The organism is Streptomyces lydicus, assembly GCF_004125265.1.
GTDB lineage: Bacteria > Actinomycetota > Actinomycetes > Streptomycetales > Streptomycetaceae > Streptomyces > Streptomyces lydicus_C.
Window position 1 is genome coordinate 6,124,271 of sequence record NZ_RDTE01000003.1, and the last position, 19,741, is coordinate 6,144,011.

14 protein-coding genes are annotated in these 19,741 nt (G+C 73.0%); 12 read left to right on the forward strand and 2 right to left on the reverse strand.

The window, feature by feature from the left end; genetic code table 11:
- Nucleotides 1–26: 26 nt before the first annotated feature.
- Entirely contained in the window at nt 27–467 is a 441-nt protein-coding gene (locus D9V36_RS29480; RefSeq protein ID WP_129298770.1) for an ATP-binding protein, read from the reverse strand.
- Nucleotides 468–758: 291 nt separating this feature from the next.
- Here D9V36_RS29480 and D9V36_RS29485 point away from each other — a divergent pair, with 291 nt between their 5' ends.
- The 9 genes from D9V36_RS29485 to obgE all read left to right on the forward strand — a co-directional run bounded on the left by D9V36_RS29485 (nt 759) and on the right by obgE (nt 13,817).
- Entirely contained in the window at nt 759–2,426 is a 1,668-nt protein-coding gene (locus D9V36_RS29485) for a CYTH and CHAD domain-containing protein (protein WP_129296424.1), read from the forward strand.
- A 203-nt stretch (nt 2,427–2,629) separates the two neighbouring features.
- Complete coding sequence (locus tag D9V36_RS29490) at nt 2,630–4,555, forward strand: TIGR03960 family B12-binding radical SAM protein (RefSeq protein WP_129296425.1); 1,926 nt, start codon at nt 2,630–2,632, stop codon at nt 4,553–4,555.
- A gap of 80 nt (nt 4,556–4,635) precedes the next feature.
- Nucleotides 4,636–5,208, forward strand: a complete 573-nt coding sequence (locus D9V36_RS29495; RefSeq protein ID WP_129296426.1) for a GNAT family N-acetyltransferase — start codon at nt 4,636–4,638, stop codon at nt 5,206–5,208.
- Nucleotides 5,209–5,260: 52 nt separating this feature from the next.
- Nucleotides 5,261–6,376, forward strand: a complete 1,116-nt coding sequence (locus D9V36_RS29500) for a hypothetical protein (protein WP_129296427.1) — start codon at nt 5,261–5,263, stop codon at nt 6,374–6,376.
- A gap of 80 nt (nt 6,377–6,456) precedes the next feature.
- Complete coding sequence (locus D9V36_RS29505; protein WP_129296428.1) at nt 6,457–7,257, forward strand: TIGR03936 family radical SAM-associated protein; 801 nt, start codon at nt 6,457–6,459, stop codon at nt 7,255–7,257.
- 220 nt (nt 7,258–7,477) lie between these two features.
- Nucleotides 7,478–11,368 carry an Rne/Rng family ribonuclease gene (locus tag D9V36_RS29510; protein ID WP_129296429.1) on the forward strand — a complete coding sequence of 1,297 codons (3,891 nt, stop codon included), beginning with the start codon at nt 7,478–7,480 and terminating at the stop codon, nt 11,366–11,368.
- A gap of 236 nt (nt 11,369–11,604) precedes the next feature.
- The gene (rplU, locus tag D9V36_RS29515; protein WP_006605648.1) at nt 11,605–11,925 is read left to right on the forward strand and encodes a 50S ribosomal protein L21; all 321 of its coding nucleotides are present in this window, start codon (nt 11,605–11,607) and stop codon (nt 11,923–11,925) included.
- Between the two features lie 14 nt (nt 11,926–11,939).
- Complete coding sequence (gene rpmA / locus D9V36_RS29520) at nt 11,940–12,197, forward strand: 50S ribosomal protein L27 (protein ID WP_018088248.1); 258 nt, start codon at nt 11,940–11,942, stop codon at nt 12,195–12,197.
- Between the two features lie 183 nt (nt 12,198–12,380).
- Nucleotides 12,381–13,817 (forward strand): GTPase ObgE, encoded by a 1,437-nt coding sequence (obgE, locus tag D9V36_RS29525; protein WP_129296430.1) that lies wholly within the window; start codon nt 12,381–12,383, stop codon nt 13,815–13,817.
- 170 nt (nt 13,818–13,987) lie between these two features.
- Here obgE and D9V36_RS29530 read toward each other — a convergent pair whose 3' ends face one another.
- Complete coding sequence (locus tag D9V36_RS29530; RefSeq protein ID WP_129296431.1) at nt 13,988–16,075, reverse strand: hypothetical protein; 2,088 nt, start codon at nt 16,073–16,075, stop codon at nt 13,988–13,990.
- A 441-nt stretch (nt 16,076–16,516) separates the two neighbouring features.
- On the opposite strand from D9V36_RS29530, the gene proB reads away from it, so the two are divergent.
- From proB to D9V36_RS29545, 3 genes are all read left to right on the forward strand, one after another.
- Complete coding sequence (proB, locus tag D9V36_RS29535; protein ID WP_164993053.1) at nt 16,517–17,641, forward strand: glutamate 5-kinase; 1,125 nt, start codon at nt 16,517–16,519, stop codon at nt 17,639–17,641.
- Nucleotides 17,642–17,889: 248 nt separating this feature from the next.
- Nucleotides 17,890–18,384: a hypothetical protein gene (locus D9V36_RS29540; RefSeq protein ID WP_129296433.1), complete on the forward strand. Its 495-nt coding sequence runs from the start codon at nt 17,890–17,892 to the stop codon at nt 18,382–18,384.
- A gap of 72 nt (nt 18,385–18,456) precedes the next feature.
- Nucleotides 18,457–19,725: a glutamate-5-semialdehyde dehydrogenase gene (locus D9V36_RS29545; protein ID WP_129296434.1), complete on the forward strand. Its 1,269-nt coding sequence runs from the start codon at nt 18,457–18,459 to the stop codon at nt 19,723–19,725.
- Nucleotides 19,726–19,741: the final 16 nt, after the last annotated feature.

Below are 19,741 nucleotides of genomic sequence, written 5' to 3' on the forward strand. Positions count from 1 at the left end.
GGGGCGCGGCTTTGCCGGTGTCCGGCTCACGGCCCGAGGTGGAGGTCGAACCACAGTGAGGCGGGCCGCGGCAGGTCCTCGGGCGGCGTCGTGCCCCAGTCGTCGGCGAGGCGGCCGGTCAGCAGGAGCCCGTAGTCGTCCGGCTGCCCGCCGGGCGCCGGCGGGGGAATGCGGACGGGAGCCCGGCCGTGCACGCTGATCCGCAGTCCGTGCCCGGTGGTCAGCATCCGCAGCAGGATGTCCGCCGTGTGCGGTGTGTGCAGATGCGCGCGGGTCACCGCCTCCGAGGTGAGCAGCACGGCGGTGTCGAGGAGCGGGAAGAGCGGGGTGCGGCGCAGCACGGCGTGGACGAAATCGCGGGCGGCCTTCGGGGCGGTGGGTGTGCTCGGCGCGGTGAGAATGTACGGTCGGGCGCCTGCCGAGACGTGGAAGCGTGTCCGGGTGACGGGCGCGGTTGTGGGGTGCACGGGTGTCTCCCTCCCCTGGGGGCGAGTGAGCGGCGATCGGTTTGCACGCTTGATTCGTACTCTGCGTACTCGATTCGTCACACAGAGTAACGCAAGTGGTGCGTTCGGCGCTACCCGTTGCCGTGGATCCCCCTGCCGTGGATCCCCCTGCCGTGGATCCCCCTGCCGCGGATCCCCCTGCCGCGGATCCCTCTGTCGCGGATCCTCCTGTCGCGGACCGTGCGGCAGGGTGCCTGCCCTTGTCGGCTCGGGTGGGTGGCCTGGGCCGGGGCGGGTGACTAGCCTCGATGCATGGCGGACACCGTGCGGGAAATCGAACGGAAGTACGAGGTTGACGGCGGTGCGCAGCTGCCCGACCTGGCCGGCGTCGACCGGGTCGCCACCGTCGCGGAAGCGGGCGTCGAGGAGCTGGACGCCCGCTACTACGACACTCCTGACCAGCGCCTCGCCGTGGACGCCATCACGCTGCGCAGACGCACCGGCGGCAGGGACGCGGGCTGGCACCTGAAGCTGCCGGTCGCGCCGGGCGTCCGGGACGAAGTGCGGGCGCCGCTGTCCGATGCGCCGCCCCCGGAGCTGACCGCGCTCGTCCGGTCACGGGTGCTGGAGGGGGAGCTGGTTCCCCTCGTCCGGCTGCGGACGCGGCGCACGGTCCGGGTACTGCGCGATGCTGCGGGCGCACCGCTCGCGGAGCTGGCGGTGGACGAGGTGCACGCACAGCGGGCCGGGAAGTCCGCCAAGGGCAAAGCGGGCGCGGCCGGGGTCCGGTGGCGCGAGATGGAGGTGGAGCTGCTCGGGGGCGGCGACAGCGGGTTGCTGGACGAGGTCGGCCGGGCGCTGGTCGCGGCCGGGGCGCGCCCGGCCTCATCGGAGTCGAAGCTGGCGCGGGCGCTCGCCGAGACGGGCCTGGCGCGCGAGCGCCCCGCGCGCCCCGGCGAGGGCGAGGGAACGTCCCGCCCCCGAGGCTCCGGCAAGCGCGGAGGTGAAGCCATGGCGGCGAAGAGCAAGACCACGAATGGGAAGAACAGGACCACGGCCGGGAAGAGCAAGACCACGGCCGGGAAGAAGAAGCAACTCACTGCCGGGGACGTGGTGCTCCGGTATGTCCGCGAGCAGGTACGGGTGATCATCGAGCTGGATCCGGCGGTACGGCGCGATCTGCCCGACTCGGTACACCGGATGAGGGTCGCCACCCGCCGGCTGCGCAGCGCCTTCCGCTCGTACACGAAGGTGCTCGACCGCTCCGCCACCCGGCCCGTCGGCCTGGAGCTCCAGTGGCTGGCGGCGGAGCTGGGGGTGGACCGGGACCGGGAGGTGCTGACCGCGCGGCTGCAGCAGACGCTGGCCGAGGTGCCCCGCACGCTGCGGCTCGGCCCGGTGGACGCCCGGCTGCGGATCTGGTCCGAGCGGCGCCGGACCGGCGCGCGCAGGGAAGTGCTCTCCGTTTTGGACGGACCGCGCTATATGGCGCTGCTGAAGACCCTGCACGCCCTCCTGGAGGCGCCGCCGCTGCGCCCGGCCGCGGACCGGCCGGCGTCCGAGGTGGCGGCCGGGGCCGTCCTGAAGGACTACCGGCGGCTGGCCCGCCGGGTGGAGGCCGCGCTGGCGGCCCCGGCCGGGCAGGCCCGGGACGAGGCGCTGCACGGCGCCCGCAAGGCCGCCAAGCGGACGCGGTACGCGGCGGAGGCCGCCCGTCCGGCGCTCGGCGGGCCGGCGAAGAAGTTCGCCCGGCGGATCAAGCGGGTGCAGCAGCTGCTGGGTGACCACCAGGACGGCGTGGTGGCGCGCGGCGCGCTGCGCGAGCTGGCCACCCAGGCACAGCAGGCCGGTGAGGGCGGCTTCACCTTCGGTCTGCTCTACGGGCGTGAGGAGGCCCGCGCGGCGGACCGGGAGCGGGAGCTGCCGCGCCGGTGGAAGAAGGCCTCACGGCGCAAGCACCGGGCCGCGCTCCGGCCGTGAGCGCACGGCGGCGGGCCGCCGCACCGCACGACGGCCGGCCGCCGCACCACGCGCCCCCGCCGGCCGCCGCACCACGCGCCCCCGGCCGTCCGCCTGCTGCCTGCTCCCCGGGCGCTCCGTGGGCTGCCGGATCGCCGTGCGAGGGGGCGGCTTCGAGCGGTTACGCTTGAGAGTCGCCCCCTGCCAGCTCACGAAGGTTCGAGATGTCTGCCGAGTCGGTCTTCCCGCAGCTCGAGGCCCTGCTCCCGCATGTGCAGAAGCCCATTCAGTACGTCGGCGGTGAGCTGAACTCCACCGTCAAGGACTGGGACTCCTGTGATGTGCGGTGGTCGCTCATGTACCCGGACGCCTACGAGGTCGGTCTGCCCAACCAGGGCGTCATGATCCTCTACGAGGTCCTCAACGAACGCGAGGGCGTGCTGGCCGAGCGCACGTACAGCGTGTGGCCGGACCTCGAAGCGCTGATGCGTGAGCACCACGTCCCGCAGTTCACGGTCGACGCACACCGCCCCGTCGGCGCCTTCGACGTGCTCGGTGTCTCCTTCTCGACCGAGCTGGGCTACACCAACCTCCTCACCGCCCTGGACCTCGCCGGCATCCCGATGGAGTCCAAGGACCGCACGGAGGACCACCCGATCGTCCTGGCGGGCGGCCACGCGGCCTTCAACCCCGAGCCGATCGCGGACTTCCTGGACTGCGCGGTCGTGGGCGACGGCGAGCAGGCGGTGCTGGAGATCACCGAGATCATCCGCGCCTGGAAGGCCGAGGACCGGCCCGGCGGCCGCGACGAGCTGCTGTTCCGCCTGGCGAAGACCGGCAGCGTCTACGTCCCCAAGTTCTACGACGTCGAATACCTGGCCGACGGACGGATCTCCCGCGTCGTGCCGAACCGCTCCGGCGTCCCGTGGCGGGTGTCCAAGCACACCGTCATGGACCTGGACGAGTGGCCCTACCCCAAGCAGCCGCTCGTCCCCCTGGCCGAGACCGTGCACGAGCGGATGTCGGTCGAGATCTTCCGTGGCTGCACCCGCGGCTGCCGTTTCTGCCAGGCCGGCATGATCACGCGCCCCGTACGGGAGCGAAGCATCACCGGCATCGGCGACATGGTGGACAAGGGCCTGAAGGCCACGGGATTCGAGGAGGTCGGCCTGCTGTCGCTGTCCTCCGCGGACCACACCGAGATCGGCGACATCGCCAAGGGGCTCGCCGACCGGTACGAGGAAGACAAGATCGGTCTGTCGCTGCCGTCGACCCGGGTCGACGCCTTCAACGTCGATCTTGCCAACGAGCTGACGCGCAACGGCCGTCGCTCCGGTCTGACCTTCGCGCCCGAGGGCGGCTCCGAGCGGATGCGCAAGGTCATCAACAAGATGGTCTCCGAAGAGGACCTGATCAGGACCGTCTCCACGGCCTACGGCAACGGCTGGCGGCAGGTGAAGCTGTACTTCATGTGCGGTCTGCCGACCGAGACCGACGAGGACGTGCTCCAGATCGGCGACATGGCGGTCAAGGTCATCGCCGAGGGCCGCAAGGTCTCCGGACAGAACGACATCCGCTGCACGGTCTCCATCGGCGGCTTCGTCCCCAAGCCGCACACCCCCTTCCAGTGGGCGCCGCAGCTGTCGGCGGAGGAGACGGACGCCCGTCTCGAAAAGCTCCGGGACAAGATCCGCGGCGACAAGAAGTACGGCCGCTCCATCGGCTTCCGCTACCACGACGGCAAGCCCGGCATCGTCGAGGGCCTGCTCTCGCGCGGCGACCGCCGCGTCGGCTCGGTCATCCGCGCCGTCTACGAGGGCGGCGGCCGCTTCGACGGCTGGCGCGAGCACTTCTCGTACGACCGCTGGATGAAGGCCGCCGAGGAGACGCTGCCCGGCTTCGGCGTGGACGTCGCCTGGTACACCACCCGCGAGCGGGAGTACGAGGAGGTCCTGCCCTGGGACCACCTCGACTCCGGCCTCGACAAGGACTGGCTCTGGGAGGACTGGCAGGACGCGCTCGACGAGACCGAGGTCGAGGACTGCCGCTGGACCCCGTGCTTCGACTGCGGCGTCTGCCCCCAGCTCGACCTCGACATCCAGATCGGCCCCACCGGCAAGAAGCTGCTGCCACTGACCGTCGTCAAGTAGCGCCTCCCATAAGCCTCTTCGGCCCGGCTCCCCCGCACCCGGGGGAGCCGGGCCGTGGTGTACTCCCGCACAATGACGTGATGTCACCGAAGCTCATCGCCCCCACCACCCGCGCCCATGCCTCCTTCCTCGCCGCGATGGACGAGTTCCGTGCCGACGGCGCCGAGCGGGTACCGCACTCCAGCCTCGGCCGCGAGCTGAGCACGTGGGCCGGCCGCTGGGCGAGTGCGGAGGGGTTCGCGGAGTACGTCGATGCGATCAGCGGCGCACCGGGCGAGGAACGCGCCGACGGTGTGGTCCCCAAGACCACCCGGTGGTGGGTGGCGGACGGCAGCTATCTGGGACGGGTCACCTTCCGCCACCGCCTCACCGATGAACTCCTCCACTACGGCGGCCACCTCGGCTATGCCGTACGCCCAAGCGCCCGCCGCCGCGGCCACGCCACCGCGATGCTGCGCGCCGCGCTGCCCGTCGCCCATCACGAGCTGGGTATCGACCCGGTGCTGATCACCTGCGACCACACCAATACCGGCTCGCGTAGGGTCATCGAGGCCTGCGGCGGGATCTTCGAGGACCGGCGCGGGGAGAAGCTGCGCTACTGGATCCACGCGGCCGCGCCCGCCGCCGGAGAGGAGCCGCGCCGGGGCTTCTGAGGGGCCGCGGGACAGGCGGTACGGCGCGGGAAGAACAAGGGGGAGGGGTCGAATGGAGCCCACTGGCAACGACCGGCGGGTGCCCGCCCGTTATGAGCCGGGCGAGGGCTGTGTGACCCAAGTGGTCCGTATTCCGGTACGGATCGTGGTGCTGGTGCTCGTGGTGCCGGTGCGCCTGGTGTGGGACGCGCTGACCGCCGCCGGCCGGGCCGTGGACCGGAGCGTGCTGCGCCCCCTCGGCCGCGGCCTCGCCCGGCTGTGGCGCACCCTCGTGGTCGTCCCCGTGGCCTGGGCCTGGCGCACCCTCGTCGTGCTCCCGCTCGGGTGGACCTGGCGCACGCTGGTCGTCGCCCCGCTGGGGTGGCTGTGGCGCGCCGTCCTCGCCCCGGCCGGCCGCGGGACCGGCAGGGCGGTGGCGTGGCTGGTGCGCCAGCTGCTCGTGCTCCCCGCGCGGTGGCTGTACGCCCATGTGCTGACGCCGGTGGGGCACGGCCTCGCCTGGCTCCTGAGGGGACTGGGCGCGGCCCTGCGCTGGGTGGGGCTGGCGTTGTTCGTGTGGCCGTGGGTGACCCTGTGGCGGTATGTGCTGGCACCCGTCGGCCGGGGGATCGGCGCTGCCCTGGCGTGGCTGGTCCGCCTGCTCGTCGTCGTCCCCGCGCAGTGGCTGTACGCCCGTGTGCTGTCACCGGCCGGACGGGGCCTCGCCTGGCTGGTACGCGGCCTCGGCGCCGTTCTCGCCACCCTCGTGCGGTGGCTCGTGGTCGTGCCGCTGGTCACCCTGTGGCGGTATGTGCTGGTGCCCGCCGGGCGCCTGCTGGCCGCCGTGGTGACGGTGCTGGTGCGCGAGACGGGAGCGGCGCTCGGGCACTGCTGGCGGGCCGCGGGAATCGTCTCCAGGGCGATCGGCCGGATTCTCGCCACGGTGCTGCGGTGGGTCCTCGTCGAACCGCTGCGGTGGGTGTACCGCAGCGTGCTCACCCCTCTCGGGCACGGCATCCGGGACGGCGTCTGGCGGCCGGTCCGGCAGGCCCTGCGCACCGCCCGCGCGGCCGTGCGGCAGACCCGCAGGGAGATCCGGCGGGCGCTGTTCGGCGCCCCCGCCGAGCCCCGGCCGGCCACCGCCGCCGAGCCCGGCGGGAACCGCGAGCCCCCGGCACACGTACTCTAGGTAGCAGTACGACCGCACTCACGAAGGACTGAACGACACTGGGCAAGCGACAGCCCGAAGGCCCGCCGCCCGCACCGGCGGTGCAGCGCATCCGACTGCGCTACACCAAGCGCGGCCGCCTCCGGTTCACCAGCCACCGCGACTTCCAGCGCGCTTTCGAGCGGGCGCTGCGCCGCGCCGAGGTCCCCATGGCCTATTCCGCGGGCTTCACCCCGCACCCCAAGGTGTCGTACGCCAACGCCGCCCCGACCGGCACGGGCAGCGAGGCCGAATATCTGGAGATCCAGCTCACCGAGCACCGCGATCCGGACACGCTGCGCACCCTGCTCGACGCGTCGCTGCCGGACGGGCTCGATGTGACCGACGCGGTCGAGGCCCGCACCAGCGGCCTGGCCGACCGGCTCCAGGCCTCGGTGTGGGAGCTCCGGCTCGACGGGGTCGAGCCGGCCGAGGCCGGCCGCGCGGTCGAGGCGTTCCTCGCCGCCGACGAGGTACTGGTCGAGCGGCGGACGAAAAACGGCATGCGGACCTTTGACGCGCGGGCCGCGGTGACGCGTCTGGAGGCCACCGGTCACGCCGGCGATAGGCCCGACGGCAAAGCCTGTGCGATACTGCGGCTGGTTGTTCGGCATCTGACACCTGCCGTTCGACCCGACGACGTCCTGTCCGGCCTCCGAGCTACGGCCGACCTGGCGCCGCCGGTCCCCGCAGCGGTGACCAGGCTGGCGCAGGGGCTGCTCGATGAGGAGACCGGCGCGGTGACCGACCCGCTTGAGCCCGACCGCGACGCTGCCACGGCCGCCCCACCCACGGCCGCCGGGCTGAGTGCCGCGAAGGTGACGAGCGGGGCTTCCCCGGCAGCCGGGGACGGTACTGCGTAGGACCGCCGTCGTCGCGTCGCCGATCAGCCAGGGAGCCACCCCGGTCCGGCAGACGCACTGACCAGGAGACTTTCGCCGGTCCCTGCCCTACGGGGATCGGCGAGCGAGACGACAGCTCCCGTGCGGCGCCCACGCCCCGGACGGCGGGACCGCGCTCATCACGCGGACCGCGGCCGGAATCAGGCGCGGCGCCCGGGAGCGTGACGGGAGAACCGCCCGCATGCTCGAGCCCATTGAGCCCACCCGCGCCACGCAGTCCCAGGACCGTGGCGCCGACGACAACCACTCACCCAGCGACACGCTGCCGCCGCGCCGCCGGCGCCGTGCGGCCTCCCGGCCGGCCGGTCCTCCGGTCGCCGGTGGCGCCGCCGCAGCCGAGGTGGTGAGCACCGAGGCCACCGCCGCCTCCACGGCCGGTACGGCCCTCGACGAGGAGGCCGCCGCCTCCGCGGTGACCACCGGGGACGAGGCCAAGCCGGCCCGTTCCCGCCGCCGCGCGACCCGTAAGGCCACCGCACCCGCCGGAGCCCCGCAGCCGGCCGGTGACGAGGCGGCCGAGGCCCCTGCCGAACCCGCCGCCGAGACGCCCGCGGCCGCCGCCGAGGTGCCCGCCGAGGCGCCGCAGACCGAGGATGCCGCGCCGCGCCGCGGCCGCCGCCGGGCGACCCGCAAGGTGACCGCCCCGGCCGGTTCCCCGCAGCCCGAGGCTGGTCAGGAGCCGGCCGCCGAAGAGCCCGCCCCCGCCGCCCCGGCCGCCGTCGAAGAGCCCGCGCCCGCCGCGCAGCCCGCCCCGGCCGCCGCCGAGGAGACCGAGGACGCCGCGCCGCGCCGTACCCGCCGCCGGGCGACCCGCAAGGTCACCGCTCCGGCCGGAGCCCCGCAGGCGAGCGACGCCGGCGAGGCGATCGTCGAGACCGCCGCTCCCGCCGCCGAGACCGCGGCACCGGTCGCCCCGGCCGAGCGTGCCGAGGAGACCCCGGCCGCCGCCGAGGACGCGGGGCCCGCCCGCTCCCGCCGCCGTGCCACCCGTAAGGCCACCGCTCCCGAGGGTGCGCCGCAGGCCGCCGGACAGGCCGTGGAAGCGGAGGCCGAGCAGGCTCCGGCCGCCGAAGCCGAGACCGCCGAGGACGAGACCGCCGCCGAGACCGCCGAGGTCGAGACCGCCCGGACCGAGACCGCCGAGGCCCCCCGCCGCCGGGCGCGCCGCCGTGGTGAGCGTGCCGCCGAGCCCGCCGCCGAGGCGCCCCGCGCCGAGGAGGAGCCCGCACAGGAGGCGCCGCAGCGCGGCCGCCGCCGGGCCCAGCGGCCGCCGACGGCCGTCTTCCAGGCGCCGGTCTTCACCGAGCCGATGTTCCAGACGCCGGAGACCGCGGCCGCCGCCGCTGCCGCGGCGCGCCAGGAGGAGACCGCCGCCGAGCCGGCCGTGGAGGAGCAGCCCGCCGCCGGAGCCCGCCGCCGTCGCCGCCGTGGCGCCCCGGCCGAGCCCGAGCAGGTCTCCGCCGCCCCCGCCGAGGAGCCGGCGGCCGAGGAGGCCGAAGCAGCGGCCGAACCGGAGACCGAGCAGGCCGCGAGCGGCCAGGGCGAGGACGAGTCCGACGGCCGCCCCTCGCGCCGCCGCCGCCGTGGTGGCCGTCGCCGCCGTCGCGGTGAGTCCGCCGAGGGAGCCGAGGAGCAGTCCGCCGAGGACCGCGGCGCCGAGGAGCGCGAAAGCGAGCGGGCCGAGCCCGAGGAGGCCGACGAGCAGCCCGAGGCGGAGGACGAGGCCGACGAGCAGCCGGGCGGCGGCTCCAGCAGCAGCCGCCGTCGCCGTCGCCGCCGCCGTCGTACCGGTGACGCCGGCGAGGACGGGGCCACCGGCACCGACGACCCCGAGCGCACGGTCGTCAAGGTCCGCGAGCCCCGCAAGAAGGACGAGAGCACCAGCGCCGACGAGGTGCAGTCGATCAAGGGATCGACGCGCCTGGAGGCCAAGAAGCAGCGCCGCCGGGAGGGCCGCGAGCAGGGCCGCCGCCGGGTGCCGATCATCACCGAGGCGGAGTTCCTGGCCCGCCGCGAGGCCGTCGAGCGGGTGATGGTCGTCCGCCAGAGCGGCGAGCGCACCCAGATCGGCGTCCTCGAGGACAACGTGCTCGTCGAGCACTTCGTCAACAAGGAGCAGGCGACCTCGTACGTCGGCAATGTCTACCTCGGCAAGGTGCAGAACGTTCTGCCGTCGATGGAGGCCGCCTTCGTCGACATCGGCAAGGGCCGCAACGCCGTGCTGTACGCCGGTGAGGTCAACTTCGAGGCGCTGGGCATGGCCAACGGCCCGCGCCGGATCGAGACCGCGCTGAAGTCCGGCCAGTCCGTGCTGGTGCAGGTCACCAAGGACCCGATCGGCCACAAGGGCGCCCGGCTCACCAGCCAGGTCTCGCTCCCCGGCCGCTACCTGGTCTACGTGCCCGAGGGCTCGATGACCGGTATCAGCCGCAAGCTGCCCGACACCGAGCGGGCGCGGCTGAAGCAGATCCTCAAGAAGATCGTCCCCGAGGACGCGGGTGTCATCGTGCGCACCGCCGCCGAGGGCGCGAGCGAGGACGAGCTGGCGCGCGACGTCCAGCGGCTGCAGGCGCAGTGGGAAGAGATCCAGAAGAAGGCGAAGGCCGCTTCCACCAGCTCCCCCTCGCTCCTCTACGGCGAGCCGGACATGACCGTCCGGGTGGTCCGCGACATCTTCAACGAGGACTTCTCCAAGGTCATCGTCAGCGGTGACGACGCCTGGCAGACCATCCACGGCTATGTCGCGCACGTCGCCCCGGACCTCACCGACCGGCTGCAGAAGTGGACTTCGGACGTCGACGTCTTCGCGACGTACCGCATCGACGAACAGCTGATGAAGGCACTGGACCGCAAGGTCTGGCTGCCCAGCGGCGGTTCGCTGGTGATCGACAAGACCGAAGCGATGATCGTGATCGACGTCAACACCGGGAAGTTCACCGGTCAGGGCGGCAATCTCGAGGAGACCGTCACCAGGAACAACCTGGAGGCGGCCGAGGAGATCGTGCGCCAGCTGCGGCTGCGCGACCTCGGCGGCATCGTCGTCATCGACTTCATCGACATGGTGCTGGAGTCCAACCGGGACCTGGTGCTGCGGCGGATGCTGGAGTGCCTGGGCCGGGACCGTACGAAGCACCAGGTCGCCGAGGTCACCTCGCTCGGCCTGGTCCAGATGACCCGTAAGCGGGTCGGCCAGGGCCTGCTGGAGTCCTTCTCCGAGTCGTGTGTGCACTGCAACGGCCGCGGCGTCATCGTCCACATGGACCAGCCGACGACGGCCGGCGGCGGTGGCAAGCGCAAGAAGAAGGGCAAGGGCGACCGGTCCGAGCCGCACGTCCACGAGGCCGAGGCCGCCCTGCCCGCCGGGGAGGGCGCTGTCGCGGAGGCCGCCGCCCCCGAGCTGGAGCCCGCCCCCGTGACGGAGGCCGAGCTGCAGCCCGCGGTGGAGGGGACCGACGAGTGGTTCGGCAGCCCGGCCGAGGCCGAGGCGGCCGCCGGACGCGGCCGTGGCCGCCGCCGGGCGAGCCGGAAGGTGTCCGCTCCCGCGGGCGCCCCCAAGGCCGCCGGTGAGGCCGCCGAGATCGTGGTCCCCGCCGAGCCTGCCCCGCAGGCCGAGCCGGAGCAGGCCCCCGGGCCGGTCACCGAGGCGCCGGCCGCGGAGCCCGCACCGGCCCGTCCGCGGCGTCGGGCGACCCGGAAGGTGTCCGCTCCTGCGGGTGCCCCCGAGGCCGCCGGTGAGGCCGCCGAGATCGTGGTCCCCGCCGAGTCGGCCCCGTCGGCCGAGCCGGTCGGCGAGCCGGAGCCGGCCCGGGCCGCGGAGCCCGCCGAGGCCCAGGCGGAGCCCGCAGCCAAGAAGACCGCGAAGAAGACGGCGGCCAAGAAGGCCACCGCCAAGAAGACCGCGGCGAAGAAGACCACGGCCAAGAAGACGGCGGCGAAGAAGACCACCGCCACCGCCAAGAAGGCCACGGCGAAGAAGACCGCCACCAAGAAGGCCACGACCAAGAAGGCGGCGGCCAAGAAGACCGCTGCCGCCGGGGAGTCGTCGGTGGCGCAGACGGAGGGCGTGGCGTAAGCCGCCGCGCAGCACGGGCCGTGCCCCGGACCGCCGGCGGTCCGGGGCCGGTTTGACCCCCTGGTCAAGGCCCCGTAACCTTGACCGTCGGTGTCTATGACACCGAAACCCCTGAGCACACACCTCTCGGTCCGCCGAGGGAGGCCGCTCGTCCACTCGGATTCCACGGGCCCCATCCCGAGCCCGTGTGAGCGGCTGGCATCAGAGGATCCGTTCCTAGCGAAAGAGAGTTCCGCGTGTACGCGATCGTGCGCACCGGCGGACGCCAGCAGAAGGTTGCTGTTGGCGACGTCATCGAGGTTGACCGCATTTCCACCAGCAAGGTCGGCGACACCGTCGAGCTCTCCACGCTGCTGGTTGTCGACGGCGACTCGGTCACCAGCGACCCGTGGGTCCTGGCCGGCGTGAAGGTCCAGGGCGAGGTCGTCGACCACCACAAGGGCGACAAGATCCGGATCCAGAAGTACAAGAACAAGACCGGTTACAAGAAGCGGATCGGCCACCGCCAGCTCCACACGGCGCTGAAGATCACCGGCATCGACGCTCCGGCGAAGTAAGGGACTGAGGAGACATGGCACACAAGAAGGGCGCATCGTCCACTCGGAACGGTCGCGATTCCAATGCTCAGCGGCTCGGCGTGAAGCGCTTCGGCGGTCAGGCCGTCCTCGCCGGTGAGATCCTGGTCCGCCAGCGTGGCACCCACTTCCACCCGGGCACGGGCGTCGGCCGCGGCGGCGACGACACCCTGTTCGCGCTGGCTGCCGGTGCGGTGCAGTTCGGCACCCACCGCGGCCGCAAGGTCGTGAACATCGTTCCGGTCGCCGAGTAATTCCGGCCTGACCGAGCGATAGCTCAGCATCAGCATCACTCAGGGGCGGACCGCCTTCTCCCGCGCGAGCGGGAAGGCCGGTCCGCCCTTGCGTGTTAGTACAGAGACATGCGCGCTCCACCGCGACAGCGACATGCGCGCAGCGCAGCGACATACCCGTAGTTATCTGGAGGCACCCCCACCATGACCACCTTCGTGGACCGCGTCGAGCTGCACGTCGCCGCGGGTAACGGAGGCCACGGCGTGGCCTCCGTGATGCGGGAGAAGTTCAAGCCGCTCGGCGGCCCGGACGGCGGCAACGGCGGCCGTGGCGGTGACGTGATCCTGGTCGTCGACCAGGACGTCACCACCCTTCTCGACTACCACCACCACCCGCACCGCAAGGCCACCAACGGCCAGCCGGGCGCGGGCGACAACCGCTCCGGCAAGAACGGCCAGGACCTGGTCCTGCCGGTCCCCGACGGCACCGTCGTCCTGGACCGCGCGGGCAATGTGCTCGCCGACCTCGTCGGCCAGGGCACCACCTTCGTCGCCGGGCAGGGCGGCCGCGGCGGCCTCGGCAACGCCGCGCTGGCCTCGGCCCGCCGCAAGGCCCCCGGTTTCGCGCTGCTCGGCGAGCCCGGTGAGGCCCGCGACATCGTGCTGGAGCTCAAGACCGTCGCGGACGTCGCGCTGGTCGGCTACCCGAGCGCCGGCAAGTCCTCGCTGATCTCGGTGCTCTCCGCCGCCAAGCCCAAGATCGCCGACTACCCCTTCACCACCCTGGTGCCCAACCTCGGTGTGGTGACGGCCGGTTCGGCCGTCTACACCATCGCCGACGTCCCCGGCCTGATCCCCGGCGCGAGCCAGGGCAAGGGCCTGGGCCTGGAGTTCCTGCGGCACGTCGAGCGCTGCGAGGTGCTGGTGCACGTCCTGGACACCGCGACCCTGGAGTCCGACCGCGACCCGGTCTCCGACCTCGACATCATCGAGGAGGAGCTGACGCAGTACGGCGGCCTGGACAACCGGCCCCGGATGGTCGTCCTCAACAAGATCGACGTTCCGGACGGCAAGGACCTCGCCGACCTGGTCCGCCCCGACCTGGAGGAGCGCGGCTACCGCGTGTTCGAGGTCTCCGCGGCCGCCCACACGGGCCTGAAGGAGCTGTCGTTCGCGCTCGCCGACGTCGTCTCCAAGGCCCGCGCCGCCAAGCCCGTGCAGGAGGCCACCCGTATTGTCATCCGGCCCCAGGCCGTCGACGACGCCGGCTTCACGGTCACGGAAGAGGGCGAGAACTTCTTCCGCGTGCGCGGCGAGAAGCCCGAACGCTGGGTCCGCCAGACCGACTTCAACAACGACGAGGCCGTCGGCTACCTCGCCGACCGCCTCAACCGCCTCGGTGTCGAGGACGCCCTGCGCAAGGCGGGCGCGCACGCGGGCGACGGCATCGCCATCGGCCCCGAGGACAACGCGGTCGTCTTCGACTGGGAGCCGATGATGGCGGCCGGCGCGGAGATGCTGGGCCGGCGCGGCGAGGACCACCGTATGGAGGCGCCCCGGCCGGCCGCGCAGCGCCGCAGGGACCGGGACCTGGCACGGGACGAGGCCGACCAGGAGTACGAGGGCTTCCGGCCCTTCTGAGGCCGCCGGGCGGGCCGCCCCGGTACCACTGCCGGGCGGACCGCCCCGGCACCGCGGCCACGGCCACGGCCACAGCAACGGGGAAGGCCCCGGGAGGAGAACTCCCGGGGCCTTCCCCGTTTCGGTGTGGTCCCGCGCCGCGGCCGAAGCCGTGAGCGGCCCGCTGCGGCCTAGACGGCGGCCGTGGTGTCCGAGGCGCCGCTGGCCTCGTTCTCGGCCGTCTCGGAGGCGTCCACGTCCTCCTGCGAGCGCTGGCCGGGGATACCGGACAGCCGGTTCTCCATCCGGATGCGCCGCTCGTCGGCCTTCGCGGCCAGGTCCAGCGCGGCCTGGTTGAAGCGGACCGACGACGGCGGGTCCGACGGGCCCAGCAGGTGCTCCTTGAGCTCGGCCCGCTCCGCGGCCAGGGTGTCCTGCTCCGGGTTGCGGACCGCGTCGAGGAGGCCCGCCACCTCGTGCGCGCCGGGCGTGAGGATCGTCGCGGCCCGCACCGTCGGGAAGTTCGCCCGGAAGTCGTCCTCGCTCATCCCCGAGGTGTTGGCGACCGCGTACGGCTTCTCGCTGCTCAGGTAGTCGGAGACCACGCTGGAGACATCGCTGATCAGCACGTCGGCCTGGTTGAAGCAGCTGAAGATGCCGGGGCGGGCGGTGGTGATGATGCGGTGCTCCCACCGGGGGAAGGAGTTCCAGTACGCCGCCTCCCAGGCGGTGACGGCCGCTTCGACGGCGGCGGCGCGGCCCTCCTCGGGGGTGCCCTGCAGCCCCATCCGCTCCAGCTCGTCCGCGCTCTTGCGGAACGCGGAGGTGGTCAGCGCATTGAGCTCGTCGGCGCGGCGGGCCAGCTCGGCGGCGGCCTCCGGGCCGGGCCGCTCCCCGCTGCGCCGGGTGTTCGCCTCCGTGATCATCGCCTGGATGCGGGTGTTGGCGGCGCCCGCGCGCGGGTCCACGGAACCGGTCATCGGGTGCGGCTTGTACAGCAGCTGCACGTTCTCGTCGGCGAGCAGCTCGCGGACGATGTTCTCGCCCGCCAGGATCACCGAGGTGTTGCCCGGGTTGCCGTCCCAGCCCTCCCAGGTCGGGGCGTACAGCACGGTGGTCATCCGGCCGGCCGGGGCGCCCGCGTACGGCTGGATCGGGGCCAGCTGGGGACGGCCGACCTCGATGACGTCCTTGTCCTCGACGCCGATGTCGGCGAGCTGGTAGCGGTCACGGGCCGCCGGGCCCGCCACCCACACCTCGTCGTACGCCTTGGCGTACGGGTTGCAGGAGGACAGCTTGTCGCTCTCGCCGTGGTTGGTGAAGGCGTGCTTGATGGAGGGGATGCGCAGGATCTGCGAGGTCTTGCCGGAGTTCGCCGGGTGCAGCAGGACCTTGAGCGTGGAGTGCTCCAGCCGCATCAGGTTGGCGACCTTGGGAATGCAGACGATCGGCACGTCCGTGGCCTCGATCTTCTGCACCATGAAGCGCTCACGGAGCACGATGATCGGGTTGCCGTCCAGGGAGGCCAGGGTGCTCAGCCACATGTTGGCCTGGTAGGCGGAGGAGGAACCGCCGGAGAAGTACATGCCGACCGTCGGCCGGTACCCGGCCAGCCAGTCGTCCAGCCACGCCAGGGCCTGCTTCTCGCTGGCCACCCGCTTCTTGGGCAGCAGCCAGGTGCTCAGGTAGAGGGTGCCGCCGGCGGACAGGGTCAGGGAGACGGCGAGGCCGATGCCGCCCCAGTACGCGTCGGTGGTGATCGAGGTGAGCATCATGCCGACCGTGGTGGGCACGGAGAAACGCAGCAGCCGCCGGCCCGTCTGGCGGGAGAGGATGCGCGGCGGGGCGTCGCACAGCCGCAGCGCGCTCGCGTCGATGTTACGGGTCACGAACGGCAGACTGCGGGTCCTGCGGACCAGCACCGCGACCGCCTGGCACACGAAGTGGGTGCCGTAGAAGAGGAGCAGCGTGATGGTGAGCGGCGCCTGCTCTTCGAGCGGGTTGATGCCGTCGATGTGCAGCAGGCCGACCAGTATCAGCATGTCGCGCAGCAACTGGCGCACCGTGACGTCGAACCGGATCCGGCCGAGCACCGCGAGCAGGCCGGGCTGCTTGTGCTGGAGGACCAGGTCGAGGCCCAGGTTGACCACGGATGCGGCGATGAACAGCGGGATGACGGGCAGCAGCGCACCGACCAACTGGGCGGTGAACGCGACCATCATCGCGAAAAGTGCCGCGAGCTGGACGGCTCGGCGGGGGGCGATTCCGGCGGAAGGCACGGGGGAGGGCTCCTGGCAGCACGAAAGGTCAAAGGGGAGGCCGAGGGGGGCGGCCGGGTCCCGCGCTGCGACACCGCCGGAGCGGCGAAACGGGACCGATGGACACCCGACCGTATGACCTTGTTGGCCTTGGTGACAATCTGCTGTGGCTCTCATCACCGCGAAAGCGGACCAATCGAACGCAACCTCTTGGCCTCGGCTTCCCTCTTAAGGAAAACCGCGCGGGCGGGGAAAGGCACGGAGGCGAGGCCCGGCATTTCGGCCCCTATTCTGCGCCCTTTCCCGGGCGCCGGGTCCGGCGGGTCCGCGCCCGCAGGGCGTCCGCCAGGCAATATCACGAAGCGCCCGGGGTCCGCTCTGCCGTAGATTGCGCCCGTAGGGCCGTGGTGCGGGTCGGGCGGTAATCCCCCGTACGGCGGTGAGATCGGCGAGCACAGGGGTATGCAGGTGGCAGGCGCAAGGCAGGACGTGAAGGACGCTCGCCGGATCGTGGTGAAGGTCGGCTCGTCCTCGCTGACCACGGCCGCCGGGGGACTGGACGCGGACCGCGTGGACGCGCTGGTGGATGTGCTGGCCAAGCATCAGGACAAGGAGATCGTGCTGGTCTCCTCCGGAGCCATCGCGGCCGGGCTGGCCCCCCTGGGACTGGACCGCCGGCCCCGCGACCTGGCCCGGCAGCAGGCCGCCGCCAGCGTCGGCCAGGGCCTGCTGGTCGCCCGCTACACCGCGTCCTTCGCCCGCTACGGCCGCCGGGTGGGCCAGGTCCTGCTGACCTCCGACGACACCAGCCGCCGGGCCCACTACCGCAACGCCTACCGGACCCTCGACCAGCTGCTGGCCATGGGCGCCGTACCGATCGTCAACGAGAACGACACCGTCGCCACCGACGAGATCCGGTTCGGCGACAACGACCGGCTGGCGGCCCTGGTCGCCCATCTCGTCCGCGCCGACCTGCTGGTGCTGCTCTCGGACGTGGACGGCCTCTACGACGGAGACCCGTCCGCCCCCGGCACCTCCCGGATAGCGGAGGTCGGCGGCCCCGCGGACCTGGAGGGCGTCTCCATCGGCAGCGCGGGCAAGGCCGGGGTCGGCACCGGCGGCATGGTCACCAAGGTCGAGGCGGCCCGGATCGCGGCCGCGGCCGGCATCCCGGTCGTCCTGACCTCCGCCGTCCACGCCGCGGACGCCCTGGCCGGCGGCGCGACCGGCACCCACTTCCTGCGCACCGGCCGCCGCTCCGCGGACCGGCTGCTGTGGCTCGCGCACGCCTCCACGCCGCGCGGCGCCCTCGTCCTGGACGACGGCGCCGTACGGGCCGTCGTCGAACGGCGCTCCTCGCTGCTGCCGGCCGGTATCGCCTCCGTGGACGGCGAGTTCTCCGCAGGTGACCCGGTCGAGCTGCGGGACGCCGAGGGCCGCGCGGTCGCCCGCGGGCTGGTCAATTTCGATGCCAGGGAAATCCCCCGTTTGATGGGGCGTTCGACCCGCGATCTCGCCCGTGAGCTGGGCCCCGCCTACGAGCGGGAGGTCGTGCACCGCGACGATCTGGTGCTGCTGCACCCCTGAGGCCGCGCCCCGGCGCCCTCCGGCCGAGGGTCGTCACGCTCCGTGAACCCCTCCCACCGCGCGGTGCGAAGAGCCGGTCTTTCCGTGGAGACCTTGGGGAAAACGCCCCCGCGACGGGCCGCGGGCTGGTCAACTTTGTTGCGGGGACGCCGTGGGGGAGCGGCGCCCGCAGCGCGCGAGCGCACCCGCCGACGTACGAGGCTCCGCACCCCCGAGGGCGGAGCGATTCGCATCACAGGAGGCCGCCGGTGAGACGAGGGCGCCCAGGGGCGCTGCCCCGAGGGACGGCGGAGCGCACGCTGACCAGCGTCGGATCCGGCGAGGACACCGGCCGGCCGGACGAGCGGAGCGCACAGCGGGACGGGGCGGCACAGCGCGGTCCGGACGCCGGGCAGCGCGAGACCTCCCGGCTGTGGCACATCACCCTCAGCGTCTCGGGCGCCGAGGCCCCGCTGAAGGAGGTCCGGCGGGCACTGGAACAGCTCGCCCACGACCATCCCTTCCTGCTGACCAGCCGCTACGCCAACGACCACGCCGAGATCCGCTACTGGGAGGAGGCGCGGGACCTGCACGACGCCGCTGCGGTCGCGCTGCGGCTGTGGGGCGAGCACCGCTCGACCGCCAAGCTGCCGCCGTGGGAGATCGTCGGCCTGGAGGTCATCGACCGCGAGACCTATCACCAGCGGGTAGCGGAGGGTTACGGTCCGCCTCCGGCGTCCCCGGTCGGCGTCCACCCCTTCTGACCCTCGGTCGTCCGCGTCCCGCGCTGTGAGATACGGCGTGGCCGCGGCCCGCCGCCCCGTTAGGCTGCGGCCATGACCAGCAGCGCATCGCACTCCTCGCCCGTCTTCGAGACCGCCCGCCGCGCGCGGGAGGCCGCCGCCGTCCTGGCGCCGCAGCCGCGTACGGCCCGTGACGCAGCGCTGCTCGCCATCGCCGACGCCCTGGTGGAGCGGACCGACGCGATCGTCGCGGCCAATGCCGAGGACATCGCCAAGGCGCGGGCGGCCGGCACCGCCGAGTCGGTCGTGGACCGGCTCACCCTCACCCCCGAGCGGATCGCGGCCATCGCCGCGGACGTCCGCCAGGTCGTGGCGCTGCCCGACCCGGTGGGCGAGGTGGTGCGCGGCTCGACCCTGCCCAATGGCCTCGACCTGCGGCAGGTCCGGGTCCCGCTCGGCGTGATCGGCATCATCTACGAGGCCCGGCCCAATGTGACAGTGGACGCCGCCGCCTTGTGCCTGAAGTCCGGCAACGCGGTGCTGCTGCGCGGCTCGTCCTCCGCGTACGCCTCCAACAGCGCCCTGGTGGACGTGCTGCGCGACGCCGTCCGCAGCACCGGGCTGCCCGCCGACGCGGTGCAGCTGGTGCCCGGCGAGAGCCGCGACTCGGTGCGCGAGCTGATGCGCGCCCGCGGCCTGGTCGATGTGCTGATCCCGCGCGGCGGCGCCTCCCTGATCCGTACGGTCGTCGAGGAGTCCACGGTCCCGGTGATCGAGACCGGTACCGGCAACTGTCACGTCTACGTCGACGAGGCCGCCGACCTCGACATGGCCGTCGACATCCTGGTCAATTCCAAGGCCCAGCGGCCCAGCGTCTGCAACGCCGCCGAGACGGTGCTGGTGCACGCCGGGATCGCCGAGAAGTTCCTGCCGCGCGCCCTGGAGGCGCTGACCCAGGCCGGGGTGATCGTGCACGGCGACGCCGCCTGGCAGCAGGCCGGCCCCGGGCTGGTCGCCCCCGCCACCGACGAGGACTGGGCGACGGAGTACCTCTCGTACGACATCGCGGCCGCGGTGGTGCCCGACCTGGACGCCGCGGTGGCCCACATCCGGCGCTGGACCTCCGGTCACACCGAGGCGATCGTCACCACGTCGCAGGCCGCCGCCCGGCGCTTCACCCAGTTGGTGGATTCCACCACCGTCGCGGTCAACGCCTCGACCCGTTTCACCGACGGCGGCCAGTTCGGCTTCGGCGCGGAGATCGGCATCTCGACGCAGAAGCTGCACGCCCGCGGCCCGATGGGACTGCCCGAGCTGACCTCCACCAAGTACATCCTCACCGGAGACGGCCACACCCGCTGAAGCGTCCCCGGATTCC